The sequence below is a fragment of the Streptomyces sp. NPDC050743 genome, from assembly GCF_044456925.1.
Lineage (GTDB): Bacteria > Actinomycetota > Actinomycetes > Streptomycetales > Streptomycetaceae > Streptomyces.
In genome coordinates this window covers 308,933-335,752 of the sequence record NZ_JBITGJ010000002.1, presented here as the reverse complement: position 1 = coordinate 335,752, position 26,820 = coordinate 308,933, and the positions used below count along the sequence as shown (strand labels likewise).

General features: G+C 72.7%; 30 protein-coding genes. 21 read left to right on the top strand and 9 right to left on the bottom strand.

The window, feature by feature from the left end:
* Positions 1-31 precede the first annotated feature (31 nt).
* The 10 genes from hisD (at position 32) to ACIBJF_RS03930 (ending at position 7,682) form a co-directional block, all read left to right on the top strand.
* On the top strand, positions 32-1,357 hold the full coding sequence (gene hisD / locus ACIBJF_RS03975) for a histidinol dehydrogenase (protein ID WP_399172083.1): 1,326 nt from the start codon (positions 32-34) through the stop codon (positions 1,355-1,357).
* Positions 1,354-2,460: a histidinol-phosphate transaminase gene (locus ACIBJF_RS03970; protein ID WP_399172082.1), complete on the top strand. Its 1,107-nt coding sequence runs from the start codon at positions 1,354-1,356 to the stop codon at positions 2,458-2,460. The genes hisD and ACIBJF_RS03970 overlap by 4 nt, the downstream gene beginning before the upstream one ends.
* A complete protein-coding gene (gene hisB, locus ACIBJF_RS03965) occupies positions 2,457-3,059 on the top strand; it encodes an imidazoleglycerol-phosphate dehydratase HisB (RefSeq protein ID WP_361124800.1) in 603 nt (200 codons plus the stop codon). The genes ACIBJF_RS03970 and hisB overlap by 4 nt, the downstream gene beginning before the upstream one ends.
* Positions 3,060-3,063: 4 nt before the next feature.
* Entirely contained in the window at positions 3,064-3,228 is a 165-nt protein-coding gene (locus ACIBJF_RS03960; protein WP_351800499.1) for a hypothetical protein, read from the top strand.
* Entirely contained in the window at positions 3,219-3,869 is a 651-nt protein-coding gene (hisH, locus tag ACIBJF_RS03955; protein ID WP_399172081.1) for an imidazole glycerol phosphate synthase subunit HisH, read from the top strand. Before ACIBJF_RS03960 ends, hisH begins: the two co-directional genes overlap by 10 nt.
* A 3-nt stretch (positions 3,870-3,872) precedes the next feature.
* Positions 3,873-4,598 carry a bifunctional 1-(5-phosphoribosyl)-5-((5-phosphoribosylamino)methylideneamino)imidazole-4-carboxamide isomerase/phosphoribosylanthranilate isomerase PriA gene (gene priA, locus ACIBJF_RS03950; protein WP_399172080.1) on the top strand — a complete coding sequence of 242 codons (726 nt, stop codon included), beginning with the start codon at positions 3,873-3,875 and terminating at the stop codon, positions 4,596-4,598.
* Positions 4,595-4,990 carry a RidA family protein gene (locus ACIBJF_RS03945; protein WP_399172079.1) on the top strand — a complete coding sequence of 132 codons (396 nt, stop codon included), beginning with the start codon at positions 4,595-4,597 and terminating at the stop codon, positions 4,988-4,990. The genes priA and ACIBJF_RS03945 overlap by 4 nt, the downstream gene beginning before the upstream one ends.
* A gap of 6 nt (positions 4,991-4,996) precedes the next feature.
* Complete coding sequence (gene hisF / locus ACIBJF_RS03940) at positions 4,997-5,752, top strand: imidazole glycerol phosphate synthase subunit HisF (RefSeq protein WP_399172078.1); 756 nt, start codon at positions 4,997-4,999, stop codon at positions 5,750-5,752.
* 84 nt (positions 5,753-5,836) lie between these two features.
* Positions 5,837-6,424, top strand: a complete 588-nt coding sequence (locus ACIBJF_RS03935) for an ArsR/SmtB family transcription factor (RefSeq protein ID WP_399172077.1) — start codon at positions 5,837-5,839, stop codon at positions 6,422-6,424.
* Between the two features lie 13 nt (positions 6,425-6,437).
* Positions 6,438-7,682 carry an MFS transporter gene (locus ACIBJF_RS03930; protein ID WP_399172076.1) on the top strand — a complete coding sequence of 415 codons (1,245 nt, stop codon included), beginning with the start codon at positions 6,438-6,440 and terminating at the stop codon, positions 7,680-7,682.
* 22 nt (positions 7,683-7,704) lie between these two features.
* Here the strand turns inward: ACIBJF_RS03930 and ACIBJF_RS03925 are convergent, their stop codons facing one another.
* Entirely contained in the window at positions 7,705-8,340 is a 636-nt protein-coding gene (locus tag ACIBJF_RS03925) for a TIGR03085 family metal-binding protein (RefSeq protein WP_399172075.1), read from the bottom strand.
* Between the two features lie 83 nt (positions 8,341-8,423).
* Here ACIBJF_RS03925 and hisI point away from each other — a divergent pair, with 83 nt between their 5' ends.
* Both hisI and ACIBJF_RS03915 read left to right on the top strand, forming a co-directional pair.
* Complete coding sequence (hisI, locus tag ACIBJF_RS03920; RefSeq protein ID WP_399172074.1) at positions 8,424-8,837, top strand: phosphoribosyl-AMP cyclohydrolase; 414 nt, start codon at positions 8,424-8,426, stop codon at positions 8,835-8,837.
* 11 nt (positions 8,838-8,848) lie between these two features.
* Entirely contained in the window at positions 8,849-10,327 is a 1,479-nt protein-coding gene (locus ACIBJF_RS03915; protein WP_399172072.1) for an anthranilate synthase component I, read from the top strand.
* A gap of 6 nt (positions 10,328-10,333) precedes the next feature.
* Here the strand turns inward: ACIBJF_RS03915 and ACIBJF_RS03910 are convergent, their stop codons facing one another.
* The gene (locus ACIBJF_RS03910; protein WP_399172070.1) at positions 10,334-11,551 is read right to left on the bottom strand and encodes a peptidase S8; all 1,218 of its coding nucleotides are present in this window, start codon (positions 11,549-11,551) and stop codon (positions 10,334-10,336) included.
* A gap of 262 nt (positions 11,552-11,813) precedes the next feature.
* Here ACIBJF_RS03910 and ACIBJF_RS03905 point away from each other — a divergent pair, with 262 nt between their 5' ends.
* The 9 genes from ACIBJF_RS03905 to lgt all read left to right on the top strand — a co-directional run bounded on the left by ACIBJF_RS03905 (position 11,814) and on the right by lgt (position 18,791).
* Entirely contained in the window at positions 11,814-12,452 is a 639-nt protein-coding gene (locus ACIBJF_RS03905; RefSeq protein ID WP_399172069.1) for a TIGR02234 family membrane protein, read from the top strand.
* A 187-nt stretch (positions 12,453-12,639) separates the two neighbouring features.
* Entirely contained in the window at positions 12,640-12,900 is a 261-nt protein-coding gene (locus ACIBJF_RS03900; RefSeq protein ID WP_399172068.1) for an HGxxPAAW family protein, read from the top strand.
* Between the two features lie 115 nt (positions 12,901-13,015).
* Positions 13,016-13,465, top strand: a complete 450-nt coding sequence (locus ACIBJF_RS03895) for a DUF2752 domain-containing protein (protein ID WP_399172067.1) — start codon at positions 13,016-13,018, stop codon at positions 13,463-13,465.
* 135 nt (positions 13,466-13,600) lie between these two features.
* Entirely contained in the window at positions 13,601-14,410 is an 810-nt protein-coding gene (gene trpC, locus ACIBJF_RS03890; protein WP_323375029.1) for an indole-3-glycerol phosphate synthase TrpC, read from the top strand.
* A 21-nt stretch (positions 14,411-14,431) separates the two neighbouring features.
* Positions 14,432-14,665: a tryptophan biosynthesis modulator TrpM gene (gene trpM, locus ACIBJF_RS03885; RefSeq protein WP_399172066.1), complete on the top strand. Its 234-nt coding sequence runs from the start codon at positions 14,432-14,434 to the stop codon at positions 14,663-14,665.
* A gap of 68 nt (positions 14,666-14,733) precedes the next feature.
* Positions 14,734-16,017 (top strand): tryptophan synthase subunit beta, encoded by a 1,284-nt coding sequence (gene trpB / locus ACIBJF_RS03880; RefSeq protein WP_399172065.1) that lies wholly within the window; start codon positions 14,734-14,736, stop codon positions 16,015-16,017.
* The gene (trpA, locus tag ACIBJF_RS03875) at positions 16,014-16,832 is read left to right on the top strand and encodes a tryptophan synthase subunit alpha (protein WP_399172064.1); all 819 of its coding nucleotides are present in this window, start codon (positions 16,014-16,016) and stop codon (positions 16,830-16,832) included. Before trpB ends, trpA begins: the two co-directional genes overlap by 4 nt.
* Positions 16,833-16,943: 111 nt before the next feature.
* Positions 16,944-17,720, top strand: coding sequence for a DsbA family protein (locus tag ACIBJF_RS03870; protein ID WP_399172063.1), 777 nt, complete (start codon positions 16,944-16,946; stop codon positions 17,718-17,720).
* 102 nt (positions 17,721-17,822) lie between these two features.
* Complete coding sequence (gene lgt, locus ACIBJF_RS03865; RefSeq protein ID WP_399172062.1) at positions 17,823-18,791, top strand: prolipoprotein diacylglyceryl transferase; 969 nt, start codon at positions 17,823-17,825, stop codon at positions 18,789-18,791.
* A gap of 81 nt (positions 18,792-18,872) precedes the next feature.
* Here lgt and ACIBJF_RS03860 read toward each other — a convergent pair whose 3' ends face one another.
* From ACIBJF_RS03860 to ACIBJF_RS03830, 7 genes are read right to left on the bottom strand one after another with little or no spacing between them, the layout of a single operon-like run.
* On the bottom strand, positions 18,873-19,685 hold the full coding sequence (locus ACIBJF_RS03860; RefSeq protein WP_399172061.1) for an HpcH/HpaI aldolase/citrate lyase family protein: 813 nt from the start codon (positions 19,683-19,685) through the stop codon (positions 18,873-18,875).
* Positions 19,682-20,881: a CaiB/BaiF CoA transferase family protein gene (locus ACIBJF_RS03855; protein WP_399172060.1), complete on the bottom strand. Its 1,200-nt coding sequence runs from the start codon at positions 20,879-20,881 to the stop codon at positions 19,682-19,684. Before ACIBJF_RS03855 ends, ACIBJF_RS03860 begins: the two co-directional genes overlap by 4 nt.
* 37 nt (positions 20,882-20,918) lie before the next feature.
* Positions 20,919-21,812 (bottom strand): ribokinase, encoded by an 894-nt coding sequence (gene rbsK / locus ACIBJF_RS03850; RefSeq protein ID WP_399172058.1) that lies wholly within the window; start codon positions 21,810-21,812, stop codon positions 20,919-20,921.
* On the bottom strand, positions 21,809-23,221 hold the full coding sequence (locus ACIBJF_RS03845) for an ADP-ribosylglycohydrolase family protein (RefSeq protein ID WP_399172057.1): 1,413 nt from the start codon (positions 23,219-23,221) through the stop codon (positions 21,809-21,811). Before ACIBJF_RS03845 ends, rbsK begins: the two co-directional genes overlap by 4 nt.
* The gene (locus ACIBJF_RS03840) at positions 23,209-24,411 is read right to left on the bottom strand and encodes an ADP-ribosylglycohydrolase family protein (RefSeq protein WP_399172056.1); all 1,203 of its coding nucleotides are present in this window, start codon (positions 24,409-24,411) and stop codon (positions 23,209-23,211) included. Before ACIBJF_RS03840 ends, ACIBJF_RS03845 begins: the two co-directional genes overlap by 13 nt.
* Positions 24,412-24,419: 8 nt before the next feature.
* Positions 24,420-25,538, bottom strand: coding sequence for an ADP-ribosylglycohydrolase family protein (locus tag ACIBJF_RS03835; protein ID WP_399172054.1), 1,119 nt, complete (start codon positions 25,536-25,538; stop codon positions 24,420-24,422).
* Positions 25,535-26,758, bottom strand: coding sequence for an ADP-ribosylglycohydrolase family protein (locus ACIBJF_RS03830; RefSeq protein ID WP_399172052.1), 1,224 nt, complete (start codon positions 26,756-26,758; stop codon positions 25,535-25,537). The genes ACIBJF_RS03835 and ACIBJF_RS03830 overlap by 4 nt, the downstream gene beginning before the upstream one ends.
* Positions 26,759-26,820 lie beyond the last annotated feature (62 nt).

Genomic DNA, 26,820 nt, shown 5'->3' with positions numbered 1-26,820 from the left:
CTCGCGACGGCGGTCTGAGAGAATTGGGACCGTGATTTCCCGAATCGATCTGCGCGGCGACGCCCTTCCCGAGGGCCCCGCCCTGCGCGACCTGCTGCCCCGAGCCGACTTCGACGTATCGGCCGCCCTGGAGAAGGTGCGCCCGATCTGCGAGGCCGTGCATCATCGTGGCGACGCGGCGCTGATCGACTTCGCCGAGAAGTTCGACGGAGTACGGCTGGAATCCGTCCGTGTGCCGGCCCAGGCCCTCACCGATGCCCTCAAGGCCCTCGGCCCGGCCGTGCGCGCCGCGCTGGAGGAGTCCATCCGCCGCGCCCGCCTGGTCCACCGCGAGCAGCGCCGCAGCACCCACACCACCCAGGTGGTGCCCGGCGGCTCCGTCACCGAGAAGTGGGTGCCGGTCGATCGCGTCGGGCTGTACGCACCGGGCGGCCGGTCCGTCTACCCGTCCTCCGTCATCATGAACGCCGTCCCGGCCCAGGAGGCCGGCGTCGAGTCCATCGCGCTCGCCTCCCCGCCGCAGGCCGAGTTCGGCGGGCTGCCGCACCCCACGATCCTCGCCGCCTGCGCCCTGCTCGGCGTGGACGAGGTCTACGCGGCCGGCGGCGCCACCGCCGTCGCGATGTTCGCCTACGGCACCGAGTCCTGCGCGCCCGCGAACATGGTCACGGGCCCCGGCAACATCTGGGTCGCCGCCGCCAAGCGCTTCTTCACCGGCAGGATCGGCATCGACGCCGAGGCCGGCCCCACCGAGATCGCCATCCTCGCCGACGACACCGCCGACCCGGTGCACGTGGCCTCGGACCTGATCAGCCAGGCCGAGCACGACCCGCTCGCGGCGGCCGTCCTCGTCACCGACTCCGTCGAGCTGGCCGAGGCGGTGGAGAAGGAGCTTCAGCCGCAGGTCGCGGCCACCAAGCACGTCGAGGACCGGATCGTGCCCGCCCTCAAGGGCCGGCAGTCCGCGATCGTGCTGGTCGACGGCGTCGAGGAGGGCCTGAGGGTCGTCGACGCGTACGGCGCCGAGCACCTGGAGATCCAGACCGCTCGGGCTTCCGAGGTCGCCGACCGCGTCAAGAACGCGGGAGCGATCTTCATCGGCCCCTGGGCCCCCGTGTCGCTCGGCGACTACGCGGCCGGGTCCAACCACGTCCTGCCCACCGGCGGCTGCGCCTGCCACTCCTCGGGCCTGTCCGTCCAGTCCTTCCTGCGCGGCATCCACATCGTCGACTACACGAAGGACGCGCTCGCCGAGGTCGCCCATCACGTGGTGACGCTGGCGGAGGCGGAGGACCTGCCGGCGCACGGCGCGGCGGTCAAGGCACGGTTCGGTTGGAAGGTACCCGAGAGCAAGTGACCCGCATCGACGATCTCCCCGTACGGGACGAGCTGCGCGGCAAGTCCCCTTACGGCGCACCCCAGTTGGACGTCCCCGTACGGCTGAACACCAACGAGAACCCCTACCCGCTGCCCGAGCCGCTGGTCGAGCGGATCGCGGAGCGGGTGCGGGAGGCCGCCCGCGACCTGAACCGCTACCCGGACCGGGACGCGGTCCAACTGCGCACCGAGCTGGCCAAGTACCTGACGAAGACCGGCAAGTACCCGCTCGGCATCGAGAACGTGTGGGCCGCCAACGGCTCCAACGAGGTCATCCAGCAGCTGCTGCAGACCTTCGGCGGACCGGGCCGTACGGCCATCGGCTTCGAGCCGTCGTACTCGATGCACGCGCTCATCGCGCGCGGGACGGGCACGGGCTGGATCTCGGGTCCGCGCAACGAGGACTTCACGATCGACGTCGCGGCGGCCGTCGAGGCGATCGCCGAGCACAAGCCGGACGTCGTCTTCATCACCACCCCCAACAACCCCACCGGCAACGCGGTTCCACCGGAGACGGTCCTCGCGCTGTTCGAGGCGGCGCAGGCGGCCAAGCCGTCGATGGTGGTCGTGGACGAGGCGTACATCGAGTTCAGCCACGGCGACTCGCTGCTGCCGCTGCTGGAAGGCCGCCCGAACCTGGTCGTCTCCCGCACGATGTCCAAGGCGTTCGGCGCGGCGGGGCTCCGCCTCGGCTATCTCGCCGCCGACCCGGCGGTCGTGGACGCCGTCCAGCTCGTCCGGCTGCCGTACCACCTGTCGGCGATCACCCAGGCGACCGCCCTGGCCGCGCTGGAGCACACCGACACCCTGCTGGGATACGTCGAGCAGCTGAAGGCGGAACGGGACCGGCTGGTCGCCGAGCTGCGCGTGACCGGTTACGAGGTCATCGAGTCCGACGCGAACTTCGTCCAGTTCGGCCGGTTCGCGAACGCCCACGAGGCCTGGCAGAAGATCCTCGACCGGGGCGTCCTGGTCCGGGACAACGGCGTACCGGGGTGGCTGCGGGTGTCCGCCGGCACCCCGCAGGAGAACGACGCGTTCCTCGACGCGGTCCGTGAAGTGAAGAAGGAGCTTGAGGCATGACTCGCGATGTCCGCGTCGGAAGGGTCGAGCGCACCACCAAGGAGACTTCCGTCCTCGTCGAGATAGACCTCGACGGCACCGGTCGGACCGACATCGCCACCGGCGTCGGCTTCTACGACCACATGCTCGACCAGCTCGGCCGGCACGGTCTGTTCGACCTGACCGTGAAGACCGACGGCGACCTGCACATCGACTCCCACCACACCATCGAGGACACCGCCCTCGCGCTCGGCGCCGCCTTCAAGCAGGCGCTCGGCGACAAGGTGGGGATCTACCGCTTCGGCAACTGCACGGTGCCGCTGGACGAGTCCCTCGCCCAGGTGACCGTCGACCTGTCCGGCCGCCCGTATCTCGTGCACACCGAGCCCGAGAACATGGCGCCGATGATCGGCGAGTACGACACCACGATGACCCGGCACATCCTGGAGTCCTTCGTCGCCCAGGCGCAGATCGCGCTGCACGTGCACGTGCCGTACGGGCGCAACGCGCACCACATCGTGGAGTGCCAGTTCAAGGCGCTGGCCCGGGCGCTGCGTTACGCCTCCGAGCGCGACCCCCGCGCGGCCGGCATCCTCCCCTCCACGAAGGGCGCGCTGTAAACCCATGAACGGCCTGTCCACCCTGCTGATCGTCGTCGGTCTCTTCCTGCTCGGCGGCATCATCTCCTTCGTCAAGCAGAAGATGCCCACGAGCCTGATCGTGCTGCTCTCCATCGGCGCGGGCATGTGCCTGGTCGCGGGCGTCATGCGGCTGGGGGTGTGGAATTGAGCACCGGCGGCAAGAAGGTCGTGGTCTTCGACTACGGCTTCGGCAACGTCCGCTCCGCCGAGCGCGCCCTCGCGCGCGTGGGCGCCGACGTCGAGATCACACGCGACTTCGACAAGGCGATGAACGCCGACGGCCTGCTCGTGCCGGGCGTCGGCGCGTTCGCTGCCTGCATGCAGGGTCTGCGCGCCGCCCGCGGTGACTGGGTGGTGGACCGCCGGCTCTCCGGCGGACGCCCCGTGATGGGCATCTGCGTCGGCATGCAGATCCTGTTCGCGCGCGGCATCGAACACGGCGTGGAGGCCGAGGGCCTGGACGAGTGGCCCGGCACGGTCGCCCCGCTCCAGGCCGAGGTCGTGCCCCACATGGGCTGGAACACCGTCGACGCCCCCGCCGACTCGGAGCTGTTCGCCGGCCTCGACGCCGACGCCCGCTTCTACTTCGTGCACTCCTACGCCGTGCACGACTGGCGGCTGGAGTCGCACAACCCGGTGATCGCGGCCCCCAAGGTGACCTGGTCGACGCACGGCAAGCCGTTCGTGGCCGCCGTGGAGAACGGCGCCCTGTGGGCCACACAGTTCCACCCCGAGAAGTCCGGCGACGCCGGCGCCCAGCTCCTCACCAACTGGATCGGAACCCTGTAGACCATGGCCAAGCTCGAACTCCTCCCCGCCGTCGACGTCCGCGACGGCCAGGCCGTCCGCCTCGTGCACGGCGAGTCCGGGACCGAGACCTCCTACGGCTCCCCGCTGGAGGCCGCCCTCGCCTGGCAGCGCTCCGGCGCCGAGTGGCTGCACCTGGTCGACCTGGACGCGGCCTTCGGCACCGGCGACAACCGCGAGCTGATCGCCGAGGTCGCCAAGGCGATGGACATCAAGGTGGAGCTGTCCGGCGGCATCCGCGACGACGCCTCGCTGGCCGCCGCCCTGGCCACCGGCTGCACCCGCGTGAACCTCGGCACGGCCGCCCTGGAGACCCCGGAGTGGGTCGCCAAGGTCATCGCCGAGCACGGCGACAAGATCGCGGTCGGCCTGGACGTGCGCGGCACGACCCTGCGCGGCCGCGGCTGGACCCGCGACGGCGGCGACCTCTACGAGACGCTGGAGCGCCTCGACAAGGAGGGCTGCGCCCGCTACGTCGTCACCGACATCGCCAAGGACGGCACCCTCCAGGGCCCCAACCTTCAGCTGCTGAAGAACGTGTGCGCGGCGACGGACCGTCCGGTCGTGGCCTCCGGCGGCGTGTCGTCCCTGGACGACCTGCGCGCCATCGCCGAGCTGGTACCCCTCGGTGTCGAGGGCTCGATCGTCGGGAAGGCCCTGTACGCGAAGGCGTTCACCCTGGAAGAGGCCTTGGAGGCTGTGTCGTCATGACGTCCGATGCCGTGCGGCGTGTGCAGAGCGGAAGTCCCTGGGAAGAGAGTTTCGGTTTCGCACGGGCCGTCGCGGCGGGGGACCGCGTGCTGGTCGCCGGCACGACGTCCTTCCGGGGCGACGTGCTGTACGGCGAGGGCGACCCGTACGAGCAGGCCAAGGTGGCGTTCACCGGCGCCATCGAGGCGATCGCCGAGTTCGGGCTCGGCATCGGGTCCGTGATCCGTACCCGGATGTACCTCACCCATGTGCGGGACGTGGACGCCGTGGGCCGGGCCCACAAGGAGATCTTCGACTCCGTGCGCCCGGTCTCGACCCTGCTGGTCGTGGAGGGGTTCGTCGATCCGCGCATCCTGGTGGAAGTGGAACTTGAAGCATTCAGAGGAGCCTGAGCAGTCATGACCCTGGCGGTCCGAGTCATCCCCTGCCTGGACGTGGACAACGGCCGGGTCGTCAAGGGCGTCAACTTCCAGAACCTGCGCGACGCGGGCGACCCCGTCGAGATGGCCAAGGTGTACGACGCCGAGGGCGCCGACGAGCTGACGTTCCTGGACATCACCGCGTCCTCGGGCGACCGGGAGACGACGTACGACGTGGTGCGGCGCACCGCGGAGCAGGTGTTCATCCCGCTGACGGTCGGCGGCGGCGTCCGTACCGCCGAGGACGTGGACAAGCTGCTGCGGGCGGGCGCCGACAAGGTGGGCGTGAACACCGCCGCGATCGCCCGCCCCGAGCTGATCCGCGAGATCGCCGAGCGGTTCGGCCGGCAGGTGCTGGTGCTGTCGGTGGACGCGCGCCGCACCGAGTCGGGCTCCTTCGAGGTGACGACGCACGGCGGCCGGCGCGGCACCGGCATCGACGCCGTCGAGTGGGCGCACCGGGCGGCCGAGCTGGGCGCCGGGGAGATCCTGCTGAACTCCATGGACGCGGACGGCACCAAGGACGGCTACGACCTGGAGATGATCGCGGCGGTCCGCAAGCACGTGACCGTCCCGGTGATCGCCTCGGGCGGCGCGGGCAAGCTGACCGACTTCCCGCCGGCCATCGAGGCGGGCGCGGACGCGGTCCTGGCCGCGTCGGTGTTCCACTTCGGGGACCTGCGCATCGGCGAGGTGAAGGAGACCTTGCGGGCAGCGGGACACCCCGTGCGCTGACGCCGCGCCGAGCTTCGGCAGATACGAAAGGGAAGTTGCGCAAAATCTGTTGTGCAACTTTTCTTTCGTATCTAGGGTCGGGGTATGGCTCGTGAAGAAGAGCGCCGGATCACGGATGTGGGGACGCTCAAGGCGCTTGCGCATCCGCTGCGCGCCAATCTGTACCGGCTGCTGTGCATGGAGCGGGTGGCCACCGCCTCCCAGTTGGCCGAGCACGTGGACGAGGCGGTGTCCCTGGTCAGCTACCACCTGCGCAAGCTCGCCGACCACGGGCTGATCGAGGAGGCCCGGCCGCAGACCGCGGACGGGCGGGAGCGCTGGTGGCAGCCGGCGTCGGACGGGGTGAGCATCCGGGACGAGGACTTCCGGGGCGAGCCGGGAAAGGCCGCCGCACATCTCGCGGCCACGCGTCTCTTCCACGACCAGCGGGCCGACCAGTACCGCCGCTACCTGGACGAACGCCCCACCTGGCAGCCCGAGTGGAACACCGCGTCCGTGGACTTCGAGTCGTGGCTGCGACTGACCCCGGCGGAGCTCACCGCGCTGAAGGACGAACTGGAAGCGGTCCTGCGCAGGTACGACGAGCGGGGCCGGGCCGCAGAGGCCGCGGGCGAGACCGAGGGACGCGAGCACGTCGCGCTCCACCTGTACGGCTTCCCGTTCCGCGTCTGAGAGGCCCCCTCCCGTGACCGCCACGCTCACACCGCCGGTGACCGCGCCGCAGGCCCACCGCGACCCCAACGTCCTGCGCTGGCTCGCCGCCTACACCTCCTCGATGCTCGGCGACAGCGTGTACTACCTCGCCCTGTCCTGGGCCGCCGTACAGGCCGGAACGCCCGCGCAGGCCGGGCTCGTGATGTCCGCGAGCGCGCTGCCCCGGGCCGTGCTGATGCTCGGCGGCGGAGTGATCGCCGACCGGTTCGGCCCGCGCCGGGTCGTGATCGGCAGCGACGCCGTGCGCTGCGCGGCCGTCCTCGCCGTGGCCGCCCTGCTGTTCCTCACCAGGCCGGGACTGTGGCCGCTCGCCCTGCTGGCGCTGGTCTTCGGCACGGTCGACGCCGTGTTCATGCCCGCCGTGGGCGCCCTGCCGGCCCGTCTCACCGAGAAGGGCCAGCTCGCCCGGGTCCAGGGGATGCGCGGCCTCGCGATCCGGTTCGCCGGCGTGGCCGGCGCCCCGCTCGGCGGGCTCGGCGTGGCCGTCGGCGGTGCTCCGGCCGCGTTCGCCCTCGCCGGGCTGCTCATCGCCGTGTCCGTGCCGCTGCTGGTCTCCGTACGCGTGCGGGACCTGCCGAAGGACGACACGCCCGAGGTGGCCGGAACCGCCTGGAGCGACCTGCGCGCCGGTCTGCACTACATCCGCCGTCACCGCGTCCTCGCCCCGCTGATGCTGGCCATCGCCCTCGGCGACCTCGGCTTCGTCGGCCCGCTGAACGTCGGTCTGACCCTGCTCGCCGACCGGCGCGGCTGGGGCGCCTCCGGCATGGGCTGGGTGCTGGCCGGGTTCGGGGTCGGGGCCGGGGCCTCCGCGCTGCTGCTCACGGTCCGGGGGCGGCTGCCGCGCGCGGGACTCGTCACCGGGTCGGCGTGCGCCGCGGGGGCCGTGGCCATCGGCGCCCTCGCCTTCGTCCCCACGCTCGGCGCCGCCGTCGGCGTGGCCCTGCTCGTCGGCCTGCTCGCCGGGCTCAGCGGCGCCCTGTGCGGGGCCCTGCTGCAGACCCGGTCCGACCCCGCCTACCTGGGCCGGGTCACCGCCGTCGCCAGTCTGATCAGCCTCGGTCTGACCCCGCTCAGCATGCCGCTCGCGGCGGCCGCGATCGGTGCCTGGGGTCTCGGGCCGGTCTACGTCGTCAGCGCCGGCGTCTGCGGCCTCGGCGGGGTCGTCGCCCTCGCCGTACCGGCCCTGCGGCGCGCGGAACTCCCGGGGGGCTGACCTCCACCGGCCCGCCCCAGGCTCAGATGCCCAGCTGCCTGGACTCGGTCAGCTTGGTGATCGCGTCCGTCTCGCCCTCGACCTCCACCTCGGCCGCGTTCTGCCGCCCGAACACGAACATCAGCAGCTCCGACGGCTCGCCGGTCACCGTCACCACCGGCGCGCCCCGGTGCGCCACCGCCGTCTGCCCGTCCGGGCGGCGCAGCACCAGACCCGTCGGCACACCGCGGGCCACCAGCCGCGCGGTGCGCTCCAGCCGGGACCACAGGGCGTCCTGGAAGACGGGGTCCAGCTCGCGCGGGCTCCAGTCCGGCTGGGCCCGGCGCACGTCCTCGGTGTGGACGTAGAACTCGACGATGTTGGCCGCCTCGTCGATCTGCTTGAGCTGGAACGGGGAGAAGCGCGGGGGGCCGGTACGGATCAGCTGGATCAGCTCCTCGTACGGCTTCGCGGTGTACTCGGCCATCACCTTCTCCAGGCGCGGCGCGAGCTGCTTGATCAGCGTGCCCCCGGCCGCGTCCGGGCGGCGCTCGCGCACGATGACATGCGCGGCCAGGTCCCGGGTCCGCCAGCCCTCGCAGAGGGTCTCGGCGTCCGGACCGACGGTTTCCAAGAGGTCGGCGAGCAGGAGCCGTTCACGCTTGGCGAAGGTCGACATGGTGTCAGCCTACGACCAGGCGGTCAGTCCGCGCAGTGGACACGGCACCGGCGTTGTCGTACCCGCGCGGCACAATGGCACCCATGACCAGTACGACCGGGACTCCCCGGCCCAGCAGCCTCGACCCGGAGATCGCCGCCCGCCTCAAGCGCAGCGCGGACGGCCTCCTGCCCGCCATCGCCCAGCAGTACGACACCGGTGAGGTGCTCATGCTCGGCTGGATGGACGACGAGGCCCTGCACCGCACGCTGACCACCGGCCGCTGCACCTACTGGTCGCGCAGCCGCCGGGAGTACTGGGTCAAGGGCGACACCTCGGGCCACGTCCAGTGGGTGAAGTCGGTCGCGCTCGACTGCGACGCCGACACCGTCCTGGTCAAGGTCGACCAGGTGGGCGCGGCCTGCCACACCGGCGCGCGCACCTGCTTCGACGAGGACGTGCTCCTGAAGGGCGCCGACACCGACGCCGATTCCGCCGTTCCGGCATCTGATCAGTAAGGTCGGCCGCCATGGACCTCGAGACCTTCCGCAAGCTCGCCACCGACCGGCGCGTCATCCCGGTGACGCGCAAGCTCCTCGCCGACGGCGACACGCCGGTCGCGCTGTACCGCAAACTGGCCGCCGAGCGCCCCGGCACCTTCCTGCTGGAGTCCGCGGAGAACGGCCGCTCCTGGTCCCGGTACTCCTTCGTCGGCGTCCGGTCCGCCGGGACGCTGACGGAACGCGACGGACAGGCGCACTGGCTCGGCACCCCGCCGGTCGGCGTCCCGGTCGACGGCGACCCCCTGAAGGCCCTGCGCGCCACGCTCCAGGCCCTGCACACCCCGCAGCAGGAAGGCCTGCCGCCCTTCACCGGCGGCATGGTCGGCTATCTGGGCTACGACATCGTCCGCCGCCTGGAGAAGATCGGCCCCGGTGAGCGCGACGACCTGCGGCTGCCCGAGCTGACCATGCTCCTGACCAGCGACCTCGCCGTCATGGACCACTGGGAGGGCTCGGTCCTGCTGATCGCCAACGCGATCAACCACAACGACCTCGACACCGGTGTGGACGAGGCCTACGCCGACGCCGTGGCCAGGCTCGACGCCATGGAGGCCGACCTCACGCGCGCGGTCGCCCAGCCCCCGGCCGTCCTGCCGCCCTCCGAACTGCCCGAGTACACCGCGCTGTGGGGTGGCCCCGACTTCCAGGTCGCCGTCGAGGACGTCAAGGAGCGCATCCGCGCGGGCGAGGCCTTCCAGGTCGTGCCCTCCCAGCGCTTCGAGACCCCGTGCACGGCGAGCGCGCTGGACGTCTACCGGGTGCTGCGGGCCACCAACCCGTCCCCGTACATGTACCTGTTCCGCTTCGACGGCTTCGACGTCGTCGGCTCGTCCCCCGAGGCCCTGGTGAAGGTCGAGGACGGGCGGGCGATGGTCCACCCCATCGCCGGCACCCGGCCCCGCGGCACCACCCCGCAGGAGGACCAGGCCCTCGCCGAGGAACTGATGGCCGACCCCAAGGAGCGCGCCGAGCACCTGATGCTGGTGGACCTCGGCCGCAACGACCTGGGCCGGGTCTGCGAGCCCGGCTCGGTCGAGGTGGTCGACTTCATGTCCATCGAGCGCTACTCGCACGTGATGCACATCGTCTCGACGGTCACCGGCCGGGTGGCCGAGGGCCGCACCGCCTTCGACGTGCTCACCGCCTGCTTCCCGGCGGGCACCCTCTCCGGCGCCCCCAAGCCCCGCGCGATGCAGATCATCGACGAACTGGAGCCGTCCCGGCGCGGCCTGTACGGCGGCTGTGTCGGCTATCTGGACTTCGCGGGCGACTCCGACACCGCGATCGCCATCCGTACGGCGCTGCTCCGGGACGGCACGGCATACGTGCAGGCCGGAGCCGGCATCGTCGCCGACTCCGACCCGGTGGCGGAGGACCAGGAGTGCCGCAACAAGGCGGCGGCGGTCCTCCGCGCGGTGCACACGGCCAACAGGCTCAGCTCATAGGAGAGTTCAGCCGGTGAACGCGGCGGTGCCGTTCGGGGTGCCGAGCCCGGTCGGCCCGTCGTACCCGGCGGTGCCGGTGCACAGGTACGAGCCGCCGCAGCTGCCGTTGGAGCCGCTGGTGACGTCGTTCAGCGCCGAGGTGTGCGCGTACGGGAAGGACGCCGGGGAGGAGCCGGCGGACGGGGTGCCGGCCAGCGCGTAGGTCGCCGCGATCAGCGGGGCGGAGGCGCTGGTGCCGCCGAAGACCATCCAGCCGCTGCCCTGGGCGTACGTGTCGTACACCGCGACCCCGGTGTTGGGGTCGGCGACCGCCGAGACGTCCGCGACCGTACGGTTCGCGCAGCCGGAGTCCTTCTGCCAGCTGGGCTTGGCGTCGTAGGCGGAGCAGCCGGAGCCGGCTCCGCTCCACACCGTGTCGGTCCAGCCGCGGGAGTTGGAGGCCGTCTTCAGGGACGTACCACCCACCGCCGTCACGTACTTCGACGCCGCCGGGTACTCGACGCCGTAGCCGTTGTCACCGGAGGAGACGGTGATGGCGACACCCGGGTGGTTGAAGTACGAGGAGTCGTACGTCGCGTCGCTGGAGGACTCGGAGCCGCCGTAGCTGTTGGAAACGAACTTCGCGCCGAGGCGGACGGCGGTGTTCACGGCCGTGCCCAGGTTGGTCATGCTGGCCGAACTGGCCTCCACCAGCAGGATCTTGCAGTTCGGGCAGGCCGCGCTGACCATGTCGAGGTCGAGGGAGATCTCCTCGGCCCAGCCGGAGTTGCCGCGCGGGTACTTGGTGCCGCCGTTCTGGTCCACCTTCTGGAAGCAGCCGTTGGCGGTGGTGCAGGCGGGCAGGCCGTACTGGGAGCGGTAGACGGCGAGGTCGGACTCGGCGTTCGGGTCGTCGTAGGCGTCGACGATCGCCACCGTCCGGCCCGAACCGCCGCTCGCGGAGGGCAGGTTGTACGCCGCCTGCAGCGAGGCGGGGCCGTAGCCGGAGGGTGCGGCGGCCGCGGTCAGATCGCTCTCCGCGTGCGCCGACTTCGGGGTGCCCGCGGTGACCTTGAGGGCGTTGCAGGCCATCTCTCCCTTCGTCGGGGCGGCGCAGGCATGCGCGACGCTGACACCGTGGGACGGGGAGGCGGTGGACTGGGCCGCCTGGCCGAGCGGGGCGGCCAGGGCGAGGGCGGCCGTGGCGAGCGTGGCCACGGCGGCGAGCGAAGCGGTTCTGCGCAACGTACGTCCTCCACGAGGTGGGGTGGATCGGGAAGGGCTGTGGGGGGTGCGCGAGTGCCACCACGGCGCGTGGTGTCGTGCCGTGGTGGCGCAGAACGTACGGATGGCGGGGCCACGTCAACAAGATGGATGTTGAAGGGAGAACGTTCCTTTGCGGTTCCTGGGACGTTCATGTGCCGTTCGTGAGCGGATCATGGCCGAGATTCGACCCGCCCATGGCTTGACGGACCCGGGTGACGGTTCGCCCGGGGTTCAGGCGATAGTGGAGTACGTGACTGCCGTACCTCACCCTCGTACCGAAGCCGCCGCGCCCGTCCGGTCCGACCGGCGGAGCCTCGCCGTGGCCCTCCTGTGCGGCGCGCTCGGCGCGGCCGTGGCGCTGCTCGCGACCCGGCAGCGCTGGGCCGAGGGCACCGCGACGGTGGCCGGCGGCCCGTTCCCGCTGAACGCCAAGGGCAGCGACGTCACGGGCGTCCCGGCGGCCCTCGCCATAGTGGGCCTCGCCGCGCTCGTCGCCGTCTTCGCCGTCCGCAGGGCCGGCCGGTTCGTCGTCGCCGGGCTGCTCGCGCTGTCCGGCGCCGGCATCGTCGCCGCCGCGCTCATCGGCGCCTCCGACAGCTCCGCGCTGGACGAGCAGGCCGCCCAGGCCAGCGGCGACACCTCCGCCACCGTCGCCGCGCTCAGCCACACCGGCTGGCCCTACGTCGCGGCCGCCGGCGGCCTGCTGATCCTGCTGGCCGGCCTGCTGGCGCTGCGCTACGGCAGCCGGTGGCCCGCCATGTCCGGCCGCTACGAGCGCGGCGCCGACCGTCCGCGCCGCAAGGCCCGCCCGGTCGACCCGGAACGGCCGGAGGAGATCTGGAAGGCCCTGGACCGCGGCGAGGACCCCACCGGGGCCTGAGCCGCCGGCCGACGGCCCCGGTGTGGCGAAACAGACGCCACCCCCGCGCCCGGCACGCGTGCTCGTACGGGACAATGGACGACGAGCGTCCGGCTCGGACAGTGACGACAGTGACGGTCGGGCTCGGAGCCGTACGAGACGTACGCCGCTCTCCTGGGACACGTACACAGCAACGAGGAGCACAGACATGGCGGGCAGCAGCCACGGCCACGGTCACACCCCGGCCGCCTGGACCGGTGTCATCATTTCCTTCATCGGTTTCTGCGTCGCGGGCGCCTTCATGGTGATGGCCCAGCCGATCGGCTTCTGGGCCGGCATGGTGCTCATCCTCGGCGGCGCGGTGGTCGGTGGCATCATGCGCGCCATGGGCCTCGGCGCGAAGCAGGCCCCTCTCAAGATGAGCGGCGCCCCCCTCACCACCCGTGAGCCGGCCGGCGTCGAGAGCTGAGCCGACGGTTTTCCCGAGGGGCGGCCCGCACCTGCACAAGGTGCTGGCCGCCTTTCTTGGTTCAGGAGGGGCGGACCAGCGCGCGCGGTGCCCGCGCGCCGGAGACAATGCTGAGGTGAACGCCGAGAGCCGTCCGTTCCCGCCCGTGACCCCTCACGTCCCGGTCAGCCCGCCGTTGCGGCGCCTCGCCGTCCCGGCGGGGCTCCTCGCGGCCGTCGCCGGGGCCTTCGCGTACGTGGGCGCGGTCGACCCGAACGAACCCGGCCACTATCCGGTCTGCCCGCTGTACCGGCTCACCGGCCTGTACTGCCCCGGCTGCGGCGGACTGCGCAGCGCGCACGCCTTCGTCCACGGCGACCTGCTCACCGCGCTGCGCGACAACGCGCTGGGCGTGGCCGCCTACCTGGGCTTCGCGGTGCTGTGGACCGTATGGGTGGTCCAGTCCGTGCGCGGCCGGCCGCTGCGGCTGGACCCGCGGCCGGGGCACCTGTGGGCGATCGGCGCCTTGGTGCTGGTGTTCGCGGCTGTCCGGAACCTGCCGTCGGGTGGCTGGCTGCACCCTTGATCACATCGGGAAGGTCCAGGTAGTGGGACCGGTGTCCACCGGATGCGAGGGCTCCGCGCTCCTGCGGATACCATCGCAGTGACCACGGGTTTTCAAAACCTGAAGGAACCACCGTCAGGAAAGGGGGCCGCTCGCGTGAGTGTGCTCGACGAGATCATCGACGGAGTCCGTGCCGACCTCGCGGAGCGGCAGGCACGCGTCAGCCTCGACGAGCTCAAGGAGCGCGCGGCCAAGGCTCCCGCCGCCAAGGACGGGGTGGCCGCGCTCAAGGGCGACGGCGTCAAGGTGATCTGCGAGGTCAAGCGCTCCAGCCCCTCCAAGGGCGCGCTGGCGGCGATCGCCGACCCGGCCGGGCTGGCCGCGGACTACGAGGCGGGCGGCGCGGCCGTCATCTCCGTCCTCACCGAACAGCGCCGCTTCGGCGGCTCGCTGGCCGACCTGGAGGCCGTCCGCGCGCGCGTGGACATCCCGGTGCTGCGCAAGGACTTCATCGTCACCTCGTACCAGCTGTGGGAGGCCCGGGCGTACGGCGCCGACCTCGCGCTGCTGATCGTGGCCGCCCTGGACCAGCCGGCCCTGGAGTCGCTGATCGAGCGCGCGGTGTCGATCGGACTCACCCCGCTCGTCGAGGTGCACGACGAGGACGAGGTCGAGCGGGCCGTGGACGCGGGCGCCAAGGTCATCGGTGTCAACGCGCGCAACCTGAAGACGCTGGAGGTCGACCGCGGCACGTTCGAGCGGGTCGCGCCGGAGATCCCGGACCACCTGGTCAAGGTCGCCGAATCCGGTGTCCGCGGCCCGCACGACCTGATCGCCTACGCCAACGCCGGCGCCGACGCGGTCCTGGTCGGCGAGTCCCTGGTCACCGGGCGCGACCCCAAGACCGCCGTCGCCGACCTGGTCGCAGCGGGCGAACATCCCGCGCTGCGGCACGGCCGGAGCTGATCACCCGGTAGGCTGATCCCGATGACTCTCACCGTGACGACCGTGGACCGGTACGCCCGCCTGGCGCGCGGCTGCCGCCCGAGGGGCTGCCGCGCCCCGGCCCGGCGTGTCCACGGCCGTCGCGTGCGATACGTCATCGGTGACGAACCTGGGCAGGTAAACGGACGTCGATGGCAGCGCGCCCCAAAGGGGCGCGGGGCTGTATCCGACTATGCGACTGCGTCGCGTGGGCGCGACCAGCCACAGACGGCCTGAGGTCGTACGACAAGCTCCGCCCCCACGGCGAATAGTGTTCTTCCACGCACTCACCGTGAGGTTTCGGCATGCCCAGCAACTTCTTCCACCCCGCGCCGGAGGGGCAAGTCCCCAGCGCCGAAGGCTACTTCGGCGCGTTCGGCGGCAAGTTCATCCCGGAGGCCCTCGTCGCCGCCGTGGACGAGGTCGCCGTCGAGTACGACAAGGCCAAGCACGACCCCGAGTTCGCCCGAGAGCTCGACGACCTGATGGTCCACTACACCGGCCGCCCCAGCTCCCTCACCGAGGTCCCCCGCTTCGCCGAACACGCCGGCGGCGCTCGCGTGTTCCTCAAGCGCGAGGACCTCAACCACACCGGCTCCCACAAGATCAACAACGTCCTCGGCCAGGCGCTGCTCACCAAGCGGATGGGCAAGACCCGCGTGATCGCGGAGACCGGCGCCGGTCAGCACGGCGTCGCGACCGCGACCGCCTGTGCCCTGTTCGGCCTCGACTGCACCATCTACATGGGCGAGGTCGACACCAGGCGCCAGGCCCTGAACGTGGCCCGCATGCGCATGCTCGGCGCCGAGGTCGTCGCGGTGAAGTCCGGCAGCCGTACGCTCAAGGACGCCATCAACGAGGCGTTCCGCGACTGGGTGGCGAACGTCGACCACACCCACTACCTGTTCGGTACGGTCGCCGGCCCGCACCCCTTCCCGGCCATGGTCCGCGACTTCCACCGCGTGATCGGCGTGGAGGCCCGCCGCCAGCTCCTGGAGCGCGCGGGGCGCCTGCCCGACGCCGCGGTCGCCTGCGTCGGCGGCGGCTCCAACGCCATCGGCCTCTTCCACGCCTTCATCCCCGACGAGGGCGTCCGGCTCATCGGCTGCGAGCCCGCCGGGCACGGCATCGAGACCGGCGAGCACGCGGCCACCCTGACCGCGGGCGAGCCGGGCATCCTGCACGGTTCCCGCTCGTACGTCCTGCAGGACGACGAGGGCCAGATCACCGAGCCGTACTCCATCTCCGCCGGCCTGGACTACCCGGGCATCGGCCCGGAGCACTCCTACCTCAAGGACTCCGGCCGCGGCGAGTACCGCGCGATCACCGACGACGCGGCCATGCAGGCGCTGCGTCTGCTGTCCCGCACCGAGGGCATCATCCCGGCCATCGAGAGCGCCCACGCCCTCGCCGGCGCCCTGGAGGTCGGCAGGGAGCTGGGCAAGGACGGCCTGATCGTCGTCAACCTGTCCGGCCGCGGCGACAAGGACATGGACACCGCCGCCCGCTACTTCGGCCTGTACGACACCGACGCCGAGGTGGCCGCCGACGAAGCCGACACCGCCGAGATCGAGGGGGACGCCAAGTGAGCGGGAAGATCCAGCTGCTGTCGGACACCCTGGCCGCCGCCAAGGCCGAGGGCCGGTCCGCGCTCATCGCCTACCTCCCGGCCGGGTTCCCGACCGTGGACGGCGGCATCGAGGCGATCAAGGCCGTCTTCGACGGCGGGGCGGATGTCGTGGAGGTGGGCCTGCCGCACAGCGACCCCGTCCTCGACGGCCCGGTCATCCAGACCGCCGACGACATCGCCCTGCGCGGCGGGGTCAAGATCGCCGATGTGATGCGCACGGTCCGCGAGGTGTACGCGGCGACCGGCAAGCCCGTGCTGGTCATGACGTACTGGAACCCCATCGACCGCTACGGCGTCGAGCGGTTCACCGCCGAGCTGGCCGAGGCGGGCGGTGCGGGCTGCATCCTGCCCGACCTGCCCGTCCAGGAGTCGGCGCTGTGGCGGGAGCACGCCGAGAAGCACGGCCTCGCGACCGTGTTCGTGGTGGCGCCGAGCAGCAAGGACGAGCGGCTCGCCCAGATCACCGGGGCGGGCAGCGGCTTCGTCTACGCGGCCTCGCTGATGGGCGTCACCGGCACCCGCGAATCCGTCGGCGCCCAGGCCCGGAACCTGGTCGAGCGCACCCGCGCCACCGGCACCGAGCTGCCCGTCTGCGTCGGACTCGGCGTCTCCAACCGCGCTCAGGCCGCCGAGGTCGCCGGCTTCGCCGACGGCGTCATCGTCGGCTCGGCCTTCGTGAAGCGGATGCTGGACGCGCCCGACCACACGGCCGGCGTGGAGGCGGTCCGCGAGCTGGCCGGGGAGCTGGCGAAGGGCGTGCGCGAACAGGCGTAACCGCAGGTCACTTTCCCTATCAGAACACCCCCGTCAGAACATTCGGTCACTCGAACGAGTGGACCTGGAACCGGGGAGGCGCGCTGCGCCTCCCCGGTTCGTTCTGGGGGTGTGAGCGAGAAGAACCGTGACGGAAAGCGCACCGCCCGGGAGCGGCTGGCGGTCGAGCGTGAGAAGCAGAAGGCCGCGGACAAGCGAAGGCGCACGCTGATCGTGGGCGCGAGCATCGTCTGCGTCCTGGGCCTCGCGGCGGTGATCGGCGTGCTCGCCGCGAACGCCGGCAAGAACAAGAGCAGCGAGAAGGCGGGCCCGGTCGTGGTGCCCTCGGGCGCGCAGGGCAAGGACAGCCTCGCCATCCCGGTCGGCAAGGACGGCGCCAAGTCGACGCTCACCGTCTGGGAGGACGTCCGCTGCCCGGCCTGCCAGGCCTTCGAGGTCGCCTACCGCCCGACCCTCCATGAACTGGTCGACTCGGGCAAACTCAGAATCGAGTACCACCTGGTCCGGCTGATCGACGGCAACCTCCGCGGCACCGGCTCCCTGCGCGGCGCCAACGCGGCGGCCTGCGCCCAGGACGCCGGAAAGTTCCGCGACTACCACGACGTGCTGTACGCCAACCAGCCCAAGGAGACCGACGACGCCTTCGCGGACAACGCCAAGCTGATCGACCTGGCCGGCAAGGTCGGCGGCCTGGACACCCCCGCCTTCCAGAAGTGCGTCAAGGACGGCACCCACGACAGCTGGGTCGACAAGTCCCACAAGGCCTTCCAGACCAGCGGCCTCAACTCCACGCCCACGGTCCTGCTCGACGGCAAGAGCATCCACCAGCAGCAGGGCATGACCCCGGCCAAGCTCAAGCAGATGGTGGAGGCGGCCAACCGCGGGTAAGGATCTTCCTTCCGCCGCCCGGATTTCTCACGCCCCCGTTATGCACCCGTAGCCGGGCTGCTTGCCGTCACCACGGCCCGGCAGGGTAGCGTCGGACTTGCCATGGAACTTGCCTACATTCCCAGCCCGTCGCACGGGGTGCTGCACCTCGGCCCCATTCCGCTGCGCGGCTACGCCTTCTGCATCATCATCGGCGTCTTCGTCGCTGTCTGGCTCGGCAACAAGCGATGGATCGCCCGCGGCGGGCGGCCCGGCACGGTCGCCGACATCGCGGTCTGGGCTGTGCCGTTCGGTCTGGTCGGCGGCCGGCTCTACCACGTGATCACGGACTACGAGCTGTACTTCAGCCCGGGCCGTGACTGGGTCGACGCCTTCAAGGTGTGGCAGGGCGGCCTGGGCATCTGGGGCGCGATCGCGCTCGGCGCGCTCGGCGCCTGGATCGGCGCGCGGCGCCGGGGCATCCCGATGCCGGCGTACGCCGACGCCGTCGCGCCCGGCATCGCGTTCGCGCAGGCCATCGGCCGCTGGGGCAACTGGTTCAACCAGGAGCTGTACGGCCGTGAGACGCATGTTCCCTGGGCGCTGCACATCACGTCCTCCGAGGGCGGCCGGGTGCCGGGCTACTACCACCCGACCTTCCTGTACGAGTCCCTGTGGTGCATCGGCGTGGCTCTCCTGGTCATCTGGGCCGACCGCCGCTTCAAGCTCGGCCACGGCCGGGCGTTCGCCCTCTACGTCGCGGCCTACTGCGTGGGCCGGGGCTGGATCGAGTACATGCGCGTGGACGACGCGCACCACATCCTGGGCCTCCGCCTGAACGACTGGACCGCGCTGATCGTGTTCCTGCTGGCGGTGACGTACATCGTGGTGTCGTCGAAGAAGCGGCCCGGCAGGGAAGCCGTCGTCGAGCCGGGTATCCCCGACGGTTCGGCCGACGGTACGGAAGGCGCCGACGAGGCCGAGGCCGAGGACAAGGCCGAGCCGGAGGCCGTGGAAGCCACCAAGGCCGCGAAGGCCGCGGATGTCGCCGAGGCGAAGGACGAGGCCGGGTCGGCGACCAAGAAGAGCTGACCGTCTGTTCTACGACATCGAGGGCGCCCGAAGCTGTTCGGGCGCCCTCGATGCGTGTGGGCACCTCGTGGCGGTGCGGGGTCAGTCTCTGCGGGCCAGTGACAGGGTCCGCTGGGCCATCGTGACCACCGCCGCGTCGATGAAGCGGCCGTCGGGCAGGGCCTGGGCGCCCTCTTTCGCCGCGGCCGCCTTGATGATCGTCTCGGCGTGTTCGATCTCTGCCGGGGTCGGAAGGTAGGCCCGTTCGATCACCGGGAGCTGCCGGGGATGGATGGCGGCGCGGCCCAGGAAGCCGAGGGAACGGCCGTGGGCGCAGGAGGCGGCGAGGCCGTCCAGGTCCCGGATGTCGGGGTGCACCGACTGCGGCGGCGGGGCGAGGCCCGCCGCGCGGGCGGCGACGACCACCCGGGAGCGCGGCCAGTCGAGGCCCGCGTCGGCCCGTACCCCCAGGTCGGCCCGCAGATCCGCCTCGCCGACGGCGATGCCCCGCAGGGCGGGGTGGGCGGTGGCGATGGCGTAGGCGTGCTCGATGCCGAGGGCCGACTCCAGCAGGGCGTACAGCGGCACGGGGGTGGCGGTGGCGACCTGTCTGATCTCGGCCGGGGCGGTCACCTTGGGCAGCCGCAGGCCCGCCAGTCCGGGAAGTGCGGCCAGGGTGGCCAGATCGCCGGCGGACCAGGGGCTGTCCAGGGCGTTGACACGGACGTGGACCGGGACCGGCGGGGGTCCGGTGAGGAGCTCGGCCGTGGCCGCGCGGGCGTACTCCTTGCGGTCCGGCGCGACGGCGTCCTCCAGGTCGATCACCACCACGTCGGCGCCCGCGGCCAGCGCCTTGGCCACCACGGGCGGGCGGTCGCCGGGGACGTAGAGCCAGGTGAGGGGGTGCGGGGTCACAGCGCGCCCTCCTCGCGCAGGGCGCGCAGTTCGCCGGGGGTGAGGCCCAGCTCGGTGAGCACGGCCTCGGTGTCGGCGCCGTGAGGGCGGCCGGCCCAGCGGATCGCGCCGGGCGTCGCGGAGAGCCGGAACAGGACGTTCTGCATGCGCAGGGGGCCCAGCTCGGGGTCGTCGACGGTGGTGACCGTGTGCAGCGCCTGGTACTGGGGGTCGGCCAGGACGTCCCGGACGTCCTGGACCGGGGCCACGGCCGCCTCCGCCTTCTCGAAGGCCGCGAGGACCTCGGCGCGGGTGCGGGCGGCGATCCAGGAGCCGACCGCCTCGTCCAGGACGTCGGCGTGGGCGGCGCGGTCCGCGCCGGTGGCGAACCACGGTTCCCCGATCAGCTCCGGGCGGCCCACCAGGCGCATCACCCGCTCCGCGACCGACTGCGCGGAGGTGGAGACGGCGACCCAGTGGCCGTCCGCGGTGCGGTAGGTGTTGCGCGGGGCGTTGTTCGCGGACCGGTTTCCGGTGCGTTCCTGGACGTGGCCGAGCTGGTCGTACCAGGTGGGGTGGGGGCCGAGGACCGACAGGATCGGCTCGATGATCGCCATGTCGACGACCTGCCCGGCGCCGGTGCGCTCCCGTGCGGCCAGCGCGGTGAGCACGGCGTAGGCGGTCGCCAGGCCCGCGACCGAGTCCGCGAGCCCGAAGGGCGGGAGCGTGGGCGGCGCGTCCGGTTCGCCGGTGATCGCGGCGAAGCCGCTCATCGCCTCGGCGAGCGTGCCGAAGCCGGCGCGGTGGGCGTACGGCCCGAACTGACCGAAGGCCGTCACCCGGGCGAGGACCAGCCGGGGGTTGGCGGCCGCCAGTTCCGCCCAGCCCAGATCCCACTTCTCCAGGGTGCCCGGGCGGAAGTTCTCGATCACGATGTCGGCGGTGGCGGCGAGCCGGAGCAGGGTGGTACGGCCGCCGGGGGTGGACAGGTCCAGGGTGATGGTCCGCTTGTTGCGGCCGAGCACCTTCCACCACAGGCCGACGCCGTCCTTGGCCGGGCCGTGCCCACGGGAGGGGTCGGGCCGGCGCGGATGCTCGACCTTGATGACCTCGGCGCCGAAGTCGCCGAGCAGCGTGGCGGCCAGCGGGCCGGCGAAGAGGGTCGCGAGGTCCAGCACCCGCAGACCGGTGAGGGGCGGTGGAGTCGTCGTACTCATGCGTCGTACCTCTGCGTCGAACCTCATGCGTCGTACCTCACGCGGTGAACTGGGCGTCGATCTCCGGGCGGTACGGCATCGACACCGATGCCCCGGCCCGCTGCACGGAGATCGCCGCGGCGGCCGCCGCCCAGGACAGGGCCTCCCGCACCGGTTTCTCCTCGGCGAGGGCCACCGCGAGCGCGCCGACGAAGGTGTCGCCGGCGCCCGTGGAGTCGACGGCGGTCACCTGCGGTGCCGGGATCACCAGCGGGTCGGCGCCCCGGGCCAGGTAGAGGCTGCCGGTCGCGCCCAGCGTGACGACGACCTCCGGCACCAGGTGGAGCAGGTCGGCGGCGGCCTCGCGCGGGTCGGTGCGGCCGGTGAGGGTGATCGCCTCGTACTCGTTGGGCACCAACAGGTCGGTCACGTCGAGGAGTTCGAGCGGCAGCGGCTGGGCGGGCGAAGGGGTGAGCACCGTACGGACCCCGTGCCGGCGCGCCGCCTGAGCGCCCAGGACGACCGCGCGCAGCGGGATCTCCAGCTGCAGCAGCAGGGCGTCGGCGGAGGCGATCACGCCCTCGTCGCCGGGGGAGAGGTGGTCGACGGTGCCGTTCGCGCCGGGGATGACGACGATGGAGTTGGCGCCCTCGTCGTCCACCACGATGTGCGCGGTGCCGGACGGGCCCTCGACCGTCCGCAGGAAGTCGGTGTCCACGCCGGAGTGCTCGAGGGTGTCGCGCAGCCGCAGGCCGAAGGCGTCGTTGCCGACCGCGCCGATCATCGAGACGGTGGCGCCGGCGCGGGCCGCGGCGATCGCCTGGTTGGATCCCTTGCCGCCGGGGATCGTGCGGAACTCCCGTCCCGTCACGGTCTCGCCGCGCTGCGGGGCCTTCGTGACATAGGTGACGAGGTCCATGTTCGTGCTGCCGAGGACGACGATGTGGGTCATGGTCGGGTCGCCTCCAGGTGGGTGAGGTGGGCGAGGGTGTCGAAGCCGGTGCCGTCGAAGTCGGCGACGGTGGTGGCGAGCCGGTTCTTCAGCGGGGCCCGCCAGTGGTCGGGGAGTGCGGCGGGGTCGCCCGCGAGCAGTCCCGCGACGCTGCCGGCCGTCGCCCCGTTCGAGTCGGTGTCCAGGCCGCCCGACACCGCACGGCGGATGGAGCCGGTGAAGTCGCCGTCCGCGTGGGTGAGGGCGGCGGTGAGCAGGGCGGTGTTGGGGATGGCGTGCACCCAGTGGTGGGCGGGCGTGTAGCGGGCGTGGAGCTCGTCCACCACGTCGTCGAAGTCCTCGTGGGACCCGGCCAGTCGGACGGCGTGGTCGATCGCCCGCGCGAGCCGGGAGCGGGGCGGGATCACCCGGCGGCCGGTGCGCAGACAGGCGTGGACGTCATGGCTTCCGGTGGCGGCGGTGGCGATGACGGCGGCCGTGAACATCGCCGCGTAGACGCCGTTGGCGGTGTGTGTGAGCACCGCGTCGCGGTGCGCCTGCTCGGCGGCGGCCGCCGGATCGCCGGGGTTGGTCCAGCCGTGCACATCGGCGCGGATCAGGGCGCCGATCCACTCGCGGAAGGGGTTGCGGTGGCGGGCGGTGTGCGGGGGTTCGATGCCGGTGAGGAGGTTGCGGTAGGCGACGCGTTCGGCGGTGAAGGTGCGGCCGGGCGGGAGCTCGTCGAGCCAGAGCCGGGCCACGTCGGTGGTGGTGAAGGCCCTGCCGTGACGGCGCAGGAGCAGGAGGTTCAGGAGGGGGTAGTTGAGGTCGTCGTCCTCGGGCATGCCGTCGATGTTCTCGGCGAGGGAGGTGGCAGCCGAGCGCCGGTTCCAGGGGTGCGCGGCGAGCAGGTCCTCCGGGACGCCGCGGGCCGTGAAGTACGTGGTCAGGGGCCAGTTTCCGGTCGCCTGGGCGAGGGCGCGGATGGCGTCGAGGGGGAGCTTTTCGACGGGTTTGCCGAGGAGGCAGCCGATGGCCCGGCCGAGCCAGGCGGCTTCGAGGGCGGCCGGGGCGGGGGCCCGAGCGGCCGGTGCGGGGGTGGGGCCGCCTGTCCGCGCCGGCGGGGTGCCGCCCCCGGAGGGGGCACTCGGCCAGTCCGTGCACAGGGACTTGATGCGGGCCAGGTCCGTCGGCTCGTCGTGGGACAAGCCGCTGGGGAGGTCGGCCAGTTCGTCCAGGAGGTCTTCCGCGAGGAGGCGCAGATACCGGGAGACACCGTGGGCGGAGGCGCCCGCCCGGGCCGGCGCGTCCGGGCCGCCCGCCGCCCGCCACCGCGCCTCGATCGCCGAGGGCTCCCGCCCGTCCAGGCGGGCCTGGCGGAGCTCGTGGCCGAGCAGGTCCTCGGGCTGGACCCAGGTCAGTCGGAGCATGCGGCGCCTCCGAGGGCCGTGAACGCCCGCTCGTGGGCGCGCCGCCGCCGTACGTCCCGCTCGAAGACCTCCCGCGCCACCTCGGTGAGCGTGCGGGCCGGCTCCCACAGGTCCAGCCGGCTGGCCTCCGCCACCGTCTTCGCCCAGTCCTCCGGGACGGGCGAGCCCAGCGCGCCCGCGAGGGCGCCGGCCATCGTCGCGATCGAGTCGCAGTCGCGGCCGTAGTTGACCGCGCCGAGCACGGCGTGCCGATAGTCGCCACCGGATACCAGGAGCATGCCGAGGGCGACGGGCAGTTCCTCGATCGAGTGCAGACGGGAGGGGCGGCGGGCGGCCAGGGAGGGCGCGCGGTAGTCCGGGCCGACGGTGTCGTACGGGGCCACCGCCGCGCGCAGCGGCCGTAGCGCCGACTCGAAGTCGCTGTGGTCGCGGGCCGTTTCGCAGACCTTCTCGATCGCCTCGCGTGTGCCGTCCTTCGCCAGGGACAGGCAGGCGGTGACGACCGAGTCCGGCGTCGCGCCCGGGGTCGCGGCGGCGGCCACGGCCGCGGCGAGGACACCGGCCGCCTCACGGCCGTACGACGACTGGTGTGCGCCCGCGATGTCCAGGGCCTCGGCGTAGGCGGCGGCCGGGTTGGCCGCGTTGACCAGGCCGACGGGGGCCATGTACATCGCCGCGCCGCAGTTGACGATGTTGCCGACGCCCGCTTCCCGGGGATCGGCGTGCGCGTGGGCGAGCCGGGTCACGAGCCACTTCTCGGCGAGGAAGAGGCGGTGCAGGGGCAGCGTCTCGGTCTCCAGTTCCGGGATCCAGCGCGGGTTCGTCATCAGGTCCGGGACCAGGTGGTCGGCGATCGCGTAGGCGTCGAGGTGGTCGCGGACGCGGGCGTACACCCGGATCAGGGCATGCGTCATCAGGGTGTCGTCGGTGACGTGGCCGTCGCCCTTGTGGTACGGGGCGATGGGGCGGGCGGTGCGCCAGTCGTCGCCGTGCCAGGGGCCGACGACGCCGTGGACGCGGCCGCCGTGGCGCTCGGCGATCTGGTCGGGGGAGTACCCCTCGACCGGGCCGCCGAGGGCGTCGCCGACGGCGGCTCCGACGAGGGCACCGGTGATCCGGTCGTCGAGACCGGGCAGGGAGAGACTGCTGCTTTCTTCTTCTTTGAGTCCTTTGGACTCCTTGGGCGTCATGCCCCGAATCATCCTCCTGGGCGGGCCGGTTGTGCGGCTTCCAGGAGTCCGGCGAGTTCCACCAGGTCGGTCCCGGTGAGGCGGGGCAGGGCGCAGCCGGACAGGGTGCGGCAGGCGTCCCGCCAGGTCTGCGGGATGGCCGCGCCGCCGCCGAGGGCTCCGGTGAGGGCGCCCGCGAGGGCGGGGGCGGAGTCGGCGACCCGGGACAGGCAGGCGGCGGCGGGTACGGCCTCGGCGATACGGCCGCGGGCGGCGGTGGCCAGGGCGAGGGCGACCGGGACGGTCTCGGCGGCGGCGATGCCGTAGCTGTAGACGTGGTCGACGATCTGGTGTTCCAGGAGCGGGACGAGGGCGAAGGCGGACTCGCCGTCCTCGGCGAGGGCGAGCGCGTGGCGGGCGTTGCGGCCGATCTCGGTGTCGGGCGGGAGTTCGGTGAGCGCGGCGGTCACACAGGTGCCCGTCTCGGCGTCGGCGAGGGCGAGCGCGAGGGCGGCGGCCATGGCGCGCGCGCCGTGCACGCCGTCGCCGTCCTGGGTGTAGCGGGCGTCGAACTCGGCGAGGGCGGCGGCGCGTTCGGGGTCGCCGGGGTGGGCGACGGCGAGGACGCAGGCGCGGACACAGGCGGCGTCGTCGAAGTAGTGCGGGTTGTCGTGGCCGGTGGCGGGCGGACGCAGGCCGGTGGCGAGGTTGCCGAGGCCGGCGCGGACGGAGATGCGGGCGCGCAGGGGCAGTACGGCGGACTCGACCTCGGGTGCGCGGTCCGCCGCGGCGGCGACTTCCGCGGCCACGGCGGTCCAGGTGAGGTCGATGGCGGCGCGGGTACGGCGCTCCCGGCTGAGGTCGCCGAGGGCGTCGTCGGTGCCGGCCCGGAGGATCGCCTCCGCGGCGAAGGCCGCCCACTCGGCGTCGTCGGAGGGGCCGAGGCGCAGGGGTTCGGGGGGCTGGTTGAGGGCGATCGGTACCGGGAGGGTGGTGGTGGCGTTCTGCTCGGCGAAGGTGTCCAGCTCGCGGGTGAGGCGGCGGGTCCACTCGGGCATGCGGGCGGCCCGGTGCCGGGCGGCGGGCCAGCCGGCCGCATCGCCTGCGGCGAGGCCGAGCAGGAGTCCCTCGATACGGCGCGCTGTCATGACTGACCCTCGCCGTCCGGGTGCCCGGAGTGTCCCGCCCCAACCAGGGGGCTGCGCCCCCTCGCCCCTCGCTTGCCGACCCGTTTACCCGGCTCGGCCGGCCGGATGCCGGGCGTGAGGGGTGCGGTCGTCTCCTGTACGGCCTCCCGCGCTTCCGCCGGAACCACGACCGGTGCCGCCACCGGTGGCCCCTCCGGCACCACCCCCGCCCCCCACTTCCCGCCCTCCTCCGGCACCAGCAGTTCCGCCACGTCCAGTACGTGATGGCCGGCCATCGACGGCAGACAGCGGCCGCTGACCGGGCCGATGGCGGAGGCCCAGGCGGGCGGGATCGCCGAGATGCCGTGGGCCGCGCCGGACAGGGCGCCGGCCAGGGCCGCCGTCGTGTCCGCGTCGCGGCCCATGTTGACGGCCGTGAGGACCGCTTCCCCGAAATCGCCGTCGGCCGCCGCGTACGCGCCGAAGGCGAGGGCGACCGCCTCGGGGGCCAGGTCGGTCCAGGGATAGCCGCCGATGACGACCGCGGAGCGGACCGCGCGCTCGCCGCGGTGGGCCACGGCCACCGCCCGGCGCAGGGAGCGCGCCGTCCAGGAGTCCTCGGGGATCACCGCCAGGGCGGAGGCGATCACCACCGGAACCGGGGCGCCCGTCATCGCCGCCGCCACCCCCGCCGCGACCGCCTGGCCGCCGCAGATCCCCTCGCCCTCGTGGCTCACCGAACCGTCGATCGCCACCAGCCGGGCCGCCTCGGCGGGGCGGCCGGCGGCGAAGACGCCGAAGGGGGCCGCCCGCATGGCCAGACCGTCGCTCCAGGCGTGCCGGTGCTGGGCCGAGATCGGGGCGGCGAGGCCCCGGCGCAGGTTCTCCAGCGTGCCACGTTCGCTGAAGCCCGCGCCCCGGAAGGGGCCCTCGGCCAGGTCGGCGATCCACTCGTGCCAGGCCGCCTCCACATGGCCTGAGGTGAGTGCCGAGCCGTGCCGGGCGAGCAACAGGCCCGAGAAGATCGCGTACTCCGTGTCGTCCGTGCCGGACGGGCTCTCGGCCACATAGCCCGTGATGCGACCCCAGCGGGCGCGGATCTCGGAGGGCTTGAGGTTCTCCGCGGGCGCCCCCAGCGCGTCCCCGACGGCCAGGCCGAGCAGCGCGCCACGGGCCCTCTCACGGAGCCCGACGGCGTCGTCGGGCGCCAGAACCGGGGGAGTGCAGGCGATCGATGCCATGGGCGGACTCCTTCGGGGCCGGGAACGCCCTTTGCGGATGTGTGCCACGGGGCGCGCCCCCG

Coding starts and splice junctions, on each gene's coding strand:
- ACIBJF_RS03855 (WP_399172060.1), bottom strand. CDS start 20,881: ATGAGTACGACGACTCCACCGCCCCTCACCGGTCTGCGGGTGCTGGAC.
- ACIBJF_RS03925 (WP_399172075.1), bottom strand. CDS start 8,340: ATGTCGACCTTCGCCAAGCGTGAACGGCTCCTGCTCGCCGACCTCTTG.
- lgt (WP_399172062.1), top strand. CDS start 17,823: ATGGAACTTGCCTACATTCCCAGCCCGTCGCACGGGGTGCTGCACCTC.
- ACIBJF_RS03960 (WP_351800499.1), top strand. CDS start 3,064: ATGAACGGCCTGTCCACCCTGCTGATCGTCGTCGGTCTCTTCCTGCTC.
- ACIBJF_RS03945 (WP_399172079.1), top strand. CDS start 4,595: ATGACGTCCGATGCCGTGCGGCGTGTGCAGAGCGGAAGTCCCTGGGAA.
- rbsK (WP_399172058.1), bottom strand. CDS start 21,812: ATGACCCACATCGTCGTCCTCGGCAGCACGAACATGGACCTCGTCACC.
- ACIBJF_RS03935 (WP_399172077.1), top strand. CDS start 5,837: ATGGCTCGTGAAGAAGAGCGCCGGATCACGGATGTGGGGACGCTCAAG.
- ACIBJF_RS03835 (WP_399172054.1), bottom strand. CDS start 25,538: ATGACAGCGCGCCGTATCGAGGGACTCCTGCTCGGCCTCGCCGCAGGC.
- ACIBJF_RS03840 (WP_399172056.1), bottom strand. CDS start 24,411: ATGACGCCCAAGGAGTCCAAAGGACTCAAAGAAGAAGAAAGCAGCAGT.
- ACIBJF_RS03830 (WP_399172052.1), bottom strand. CDS start 26,758: ATGGCATCGATCGCCTGCACTCCCCCGGTTCTGGCGCCCGACGACGCC.
- hisB (WP_361124800.1), top strand. CDS start 2,457: ATGACTCGCGATGTCCGCGTCGGAAGGGTCGAGCGCACCACCAAGGAG.
- trpM (WP_399172066.1), top strand. CDS start 14,432: ATGACTCTCACCGTGACGACCGTGGACCGGTACGCCCGCCTGGCGCGC.
- ACIBJF_RS03915 (WP_399172072.1), top strand. CDS start 8,849: ATGGACCTCGAGACCTTCCGCAAGCTCGCCACCGACCGGCGCGTCATC.
- trpB (WP_399172065.1), top strand. CDS start 14,734: ATGCCCAGCAACTTCTTCCACCCCGCGCCGGAGGGGCAAGTCCCCAGC.
- hisF (WP_399172078.1), top strand. CDS start 4,997: ATGACCCTGGCGGTCCGAGTCATCCCCTGCCTGGACGTGGACAACGGC.
- priA (WP_399172080.1), top strand. CDS start 3,873: ATGGCCAAGCTCGAACTCCTCCCCGCCGTCGACGTCCGCGACGGCCAG.
- ACIBJF_RS03900 (WP_399172068.1), top strand. CDS start 12,640: ATGGCGGGCAGCAGCCACGGCCACGGTCACACCCCGGCCGCCTGGACC.
- hisI (WP_399172074.1), top strand. CDS start 8,424: ATGACCAGTACGACCGGGACTCCCCGGCCCAGCAGCCTCGACCCGGAG.
- ACIBJF_RS03845 (WP_399172057.1), bottom strand. CDS start 23,221: ATGCTCCGACTGACCTGGGTCCAGCCCGAGGACCTGCTCGGCCACGAG.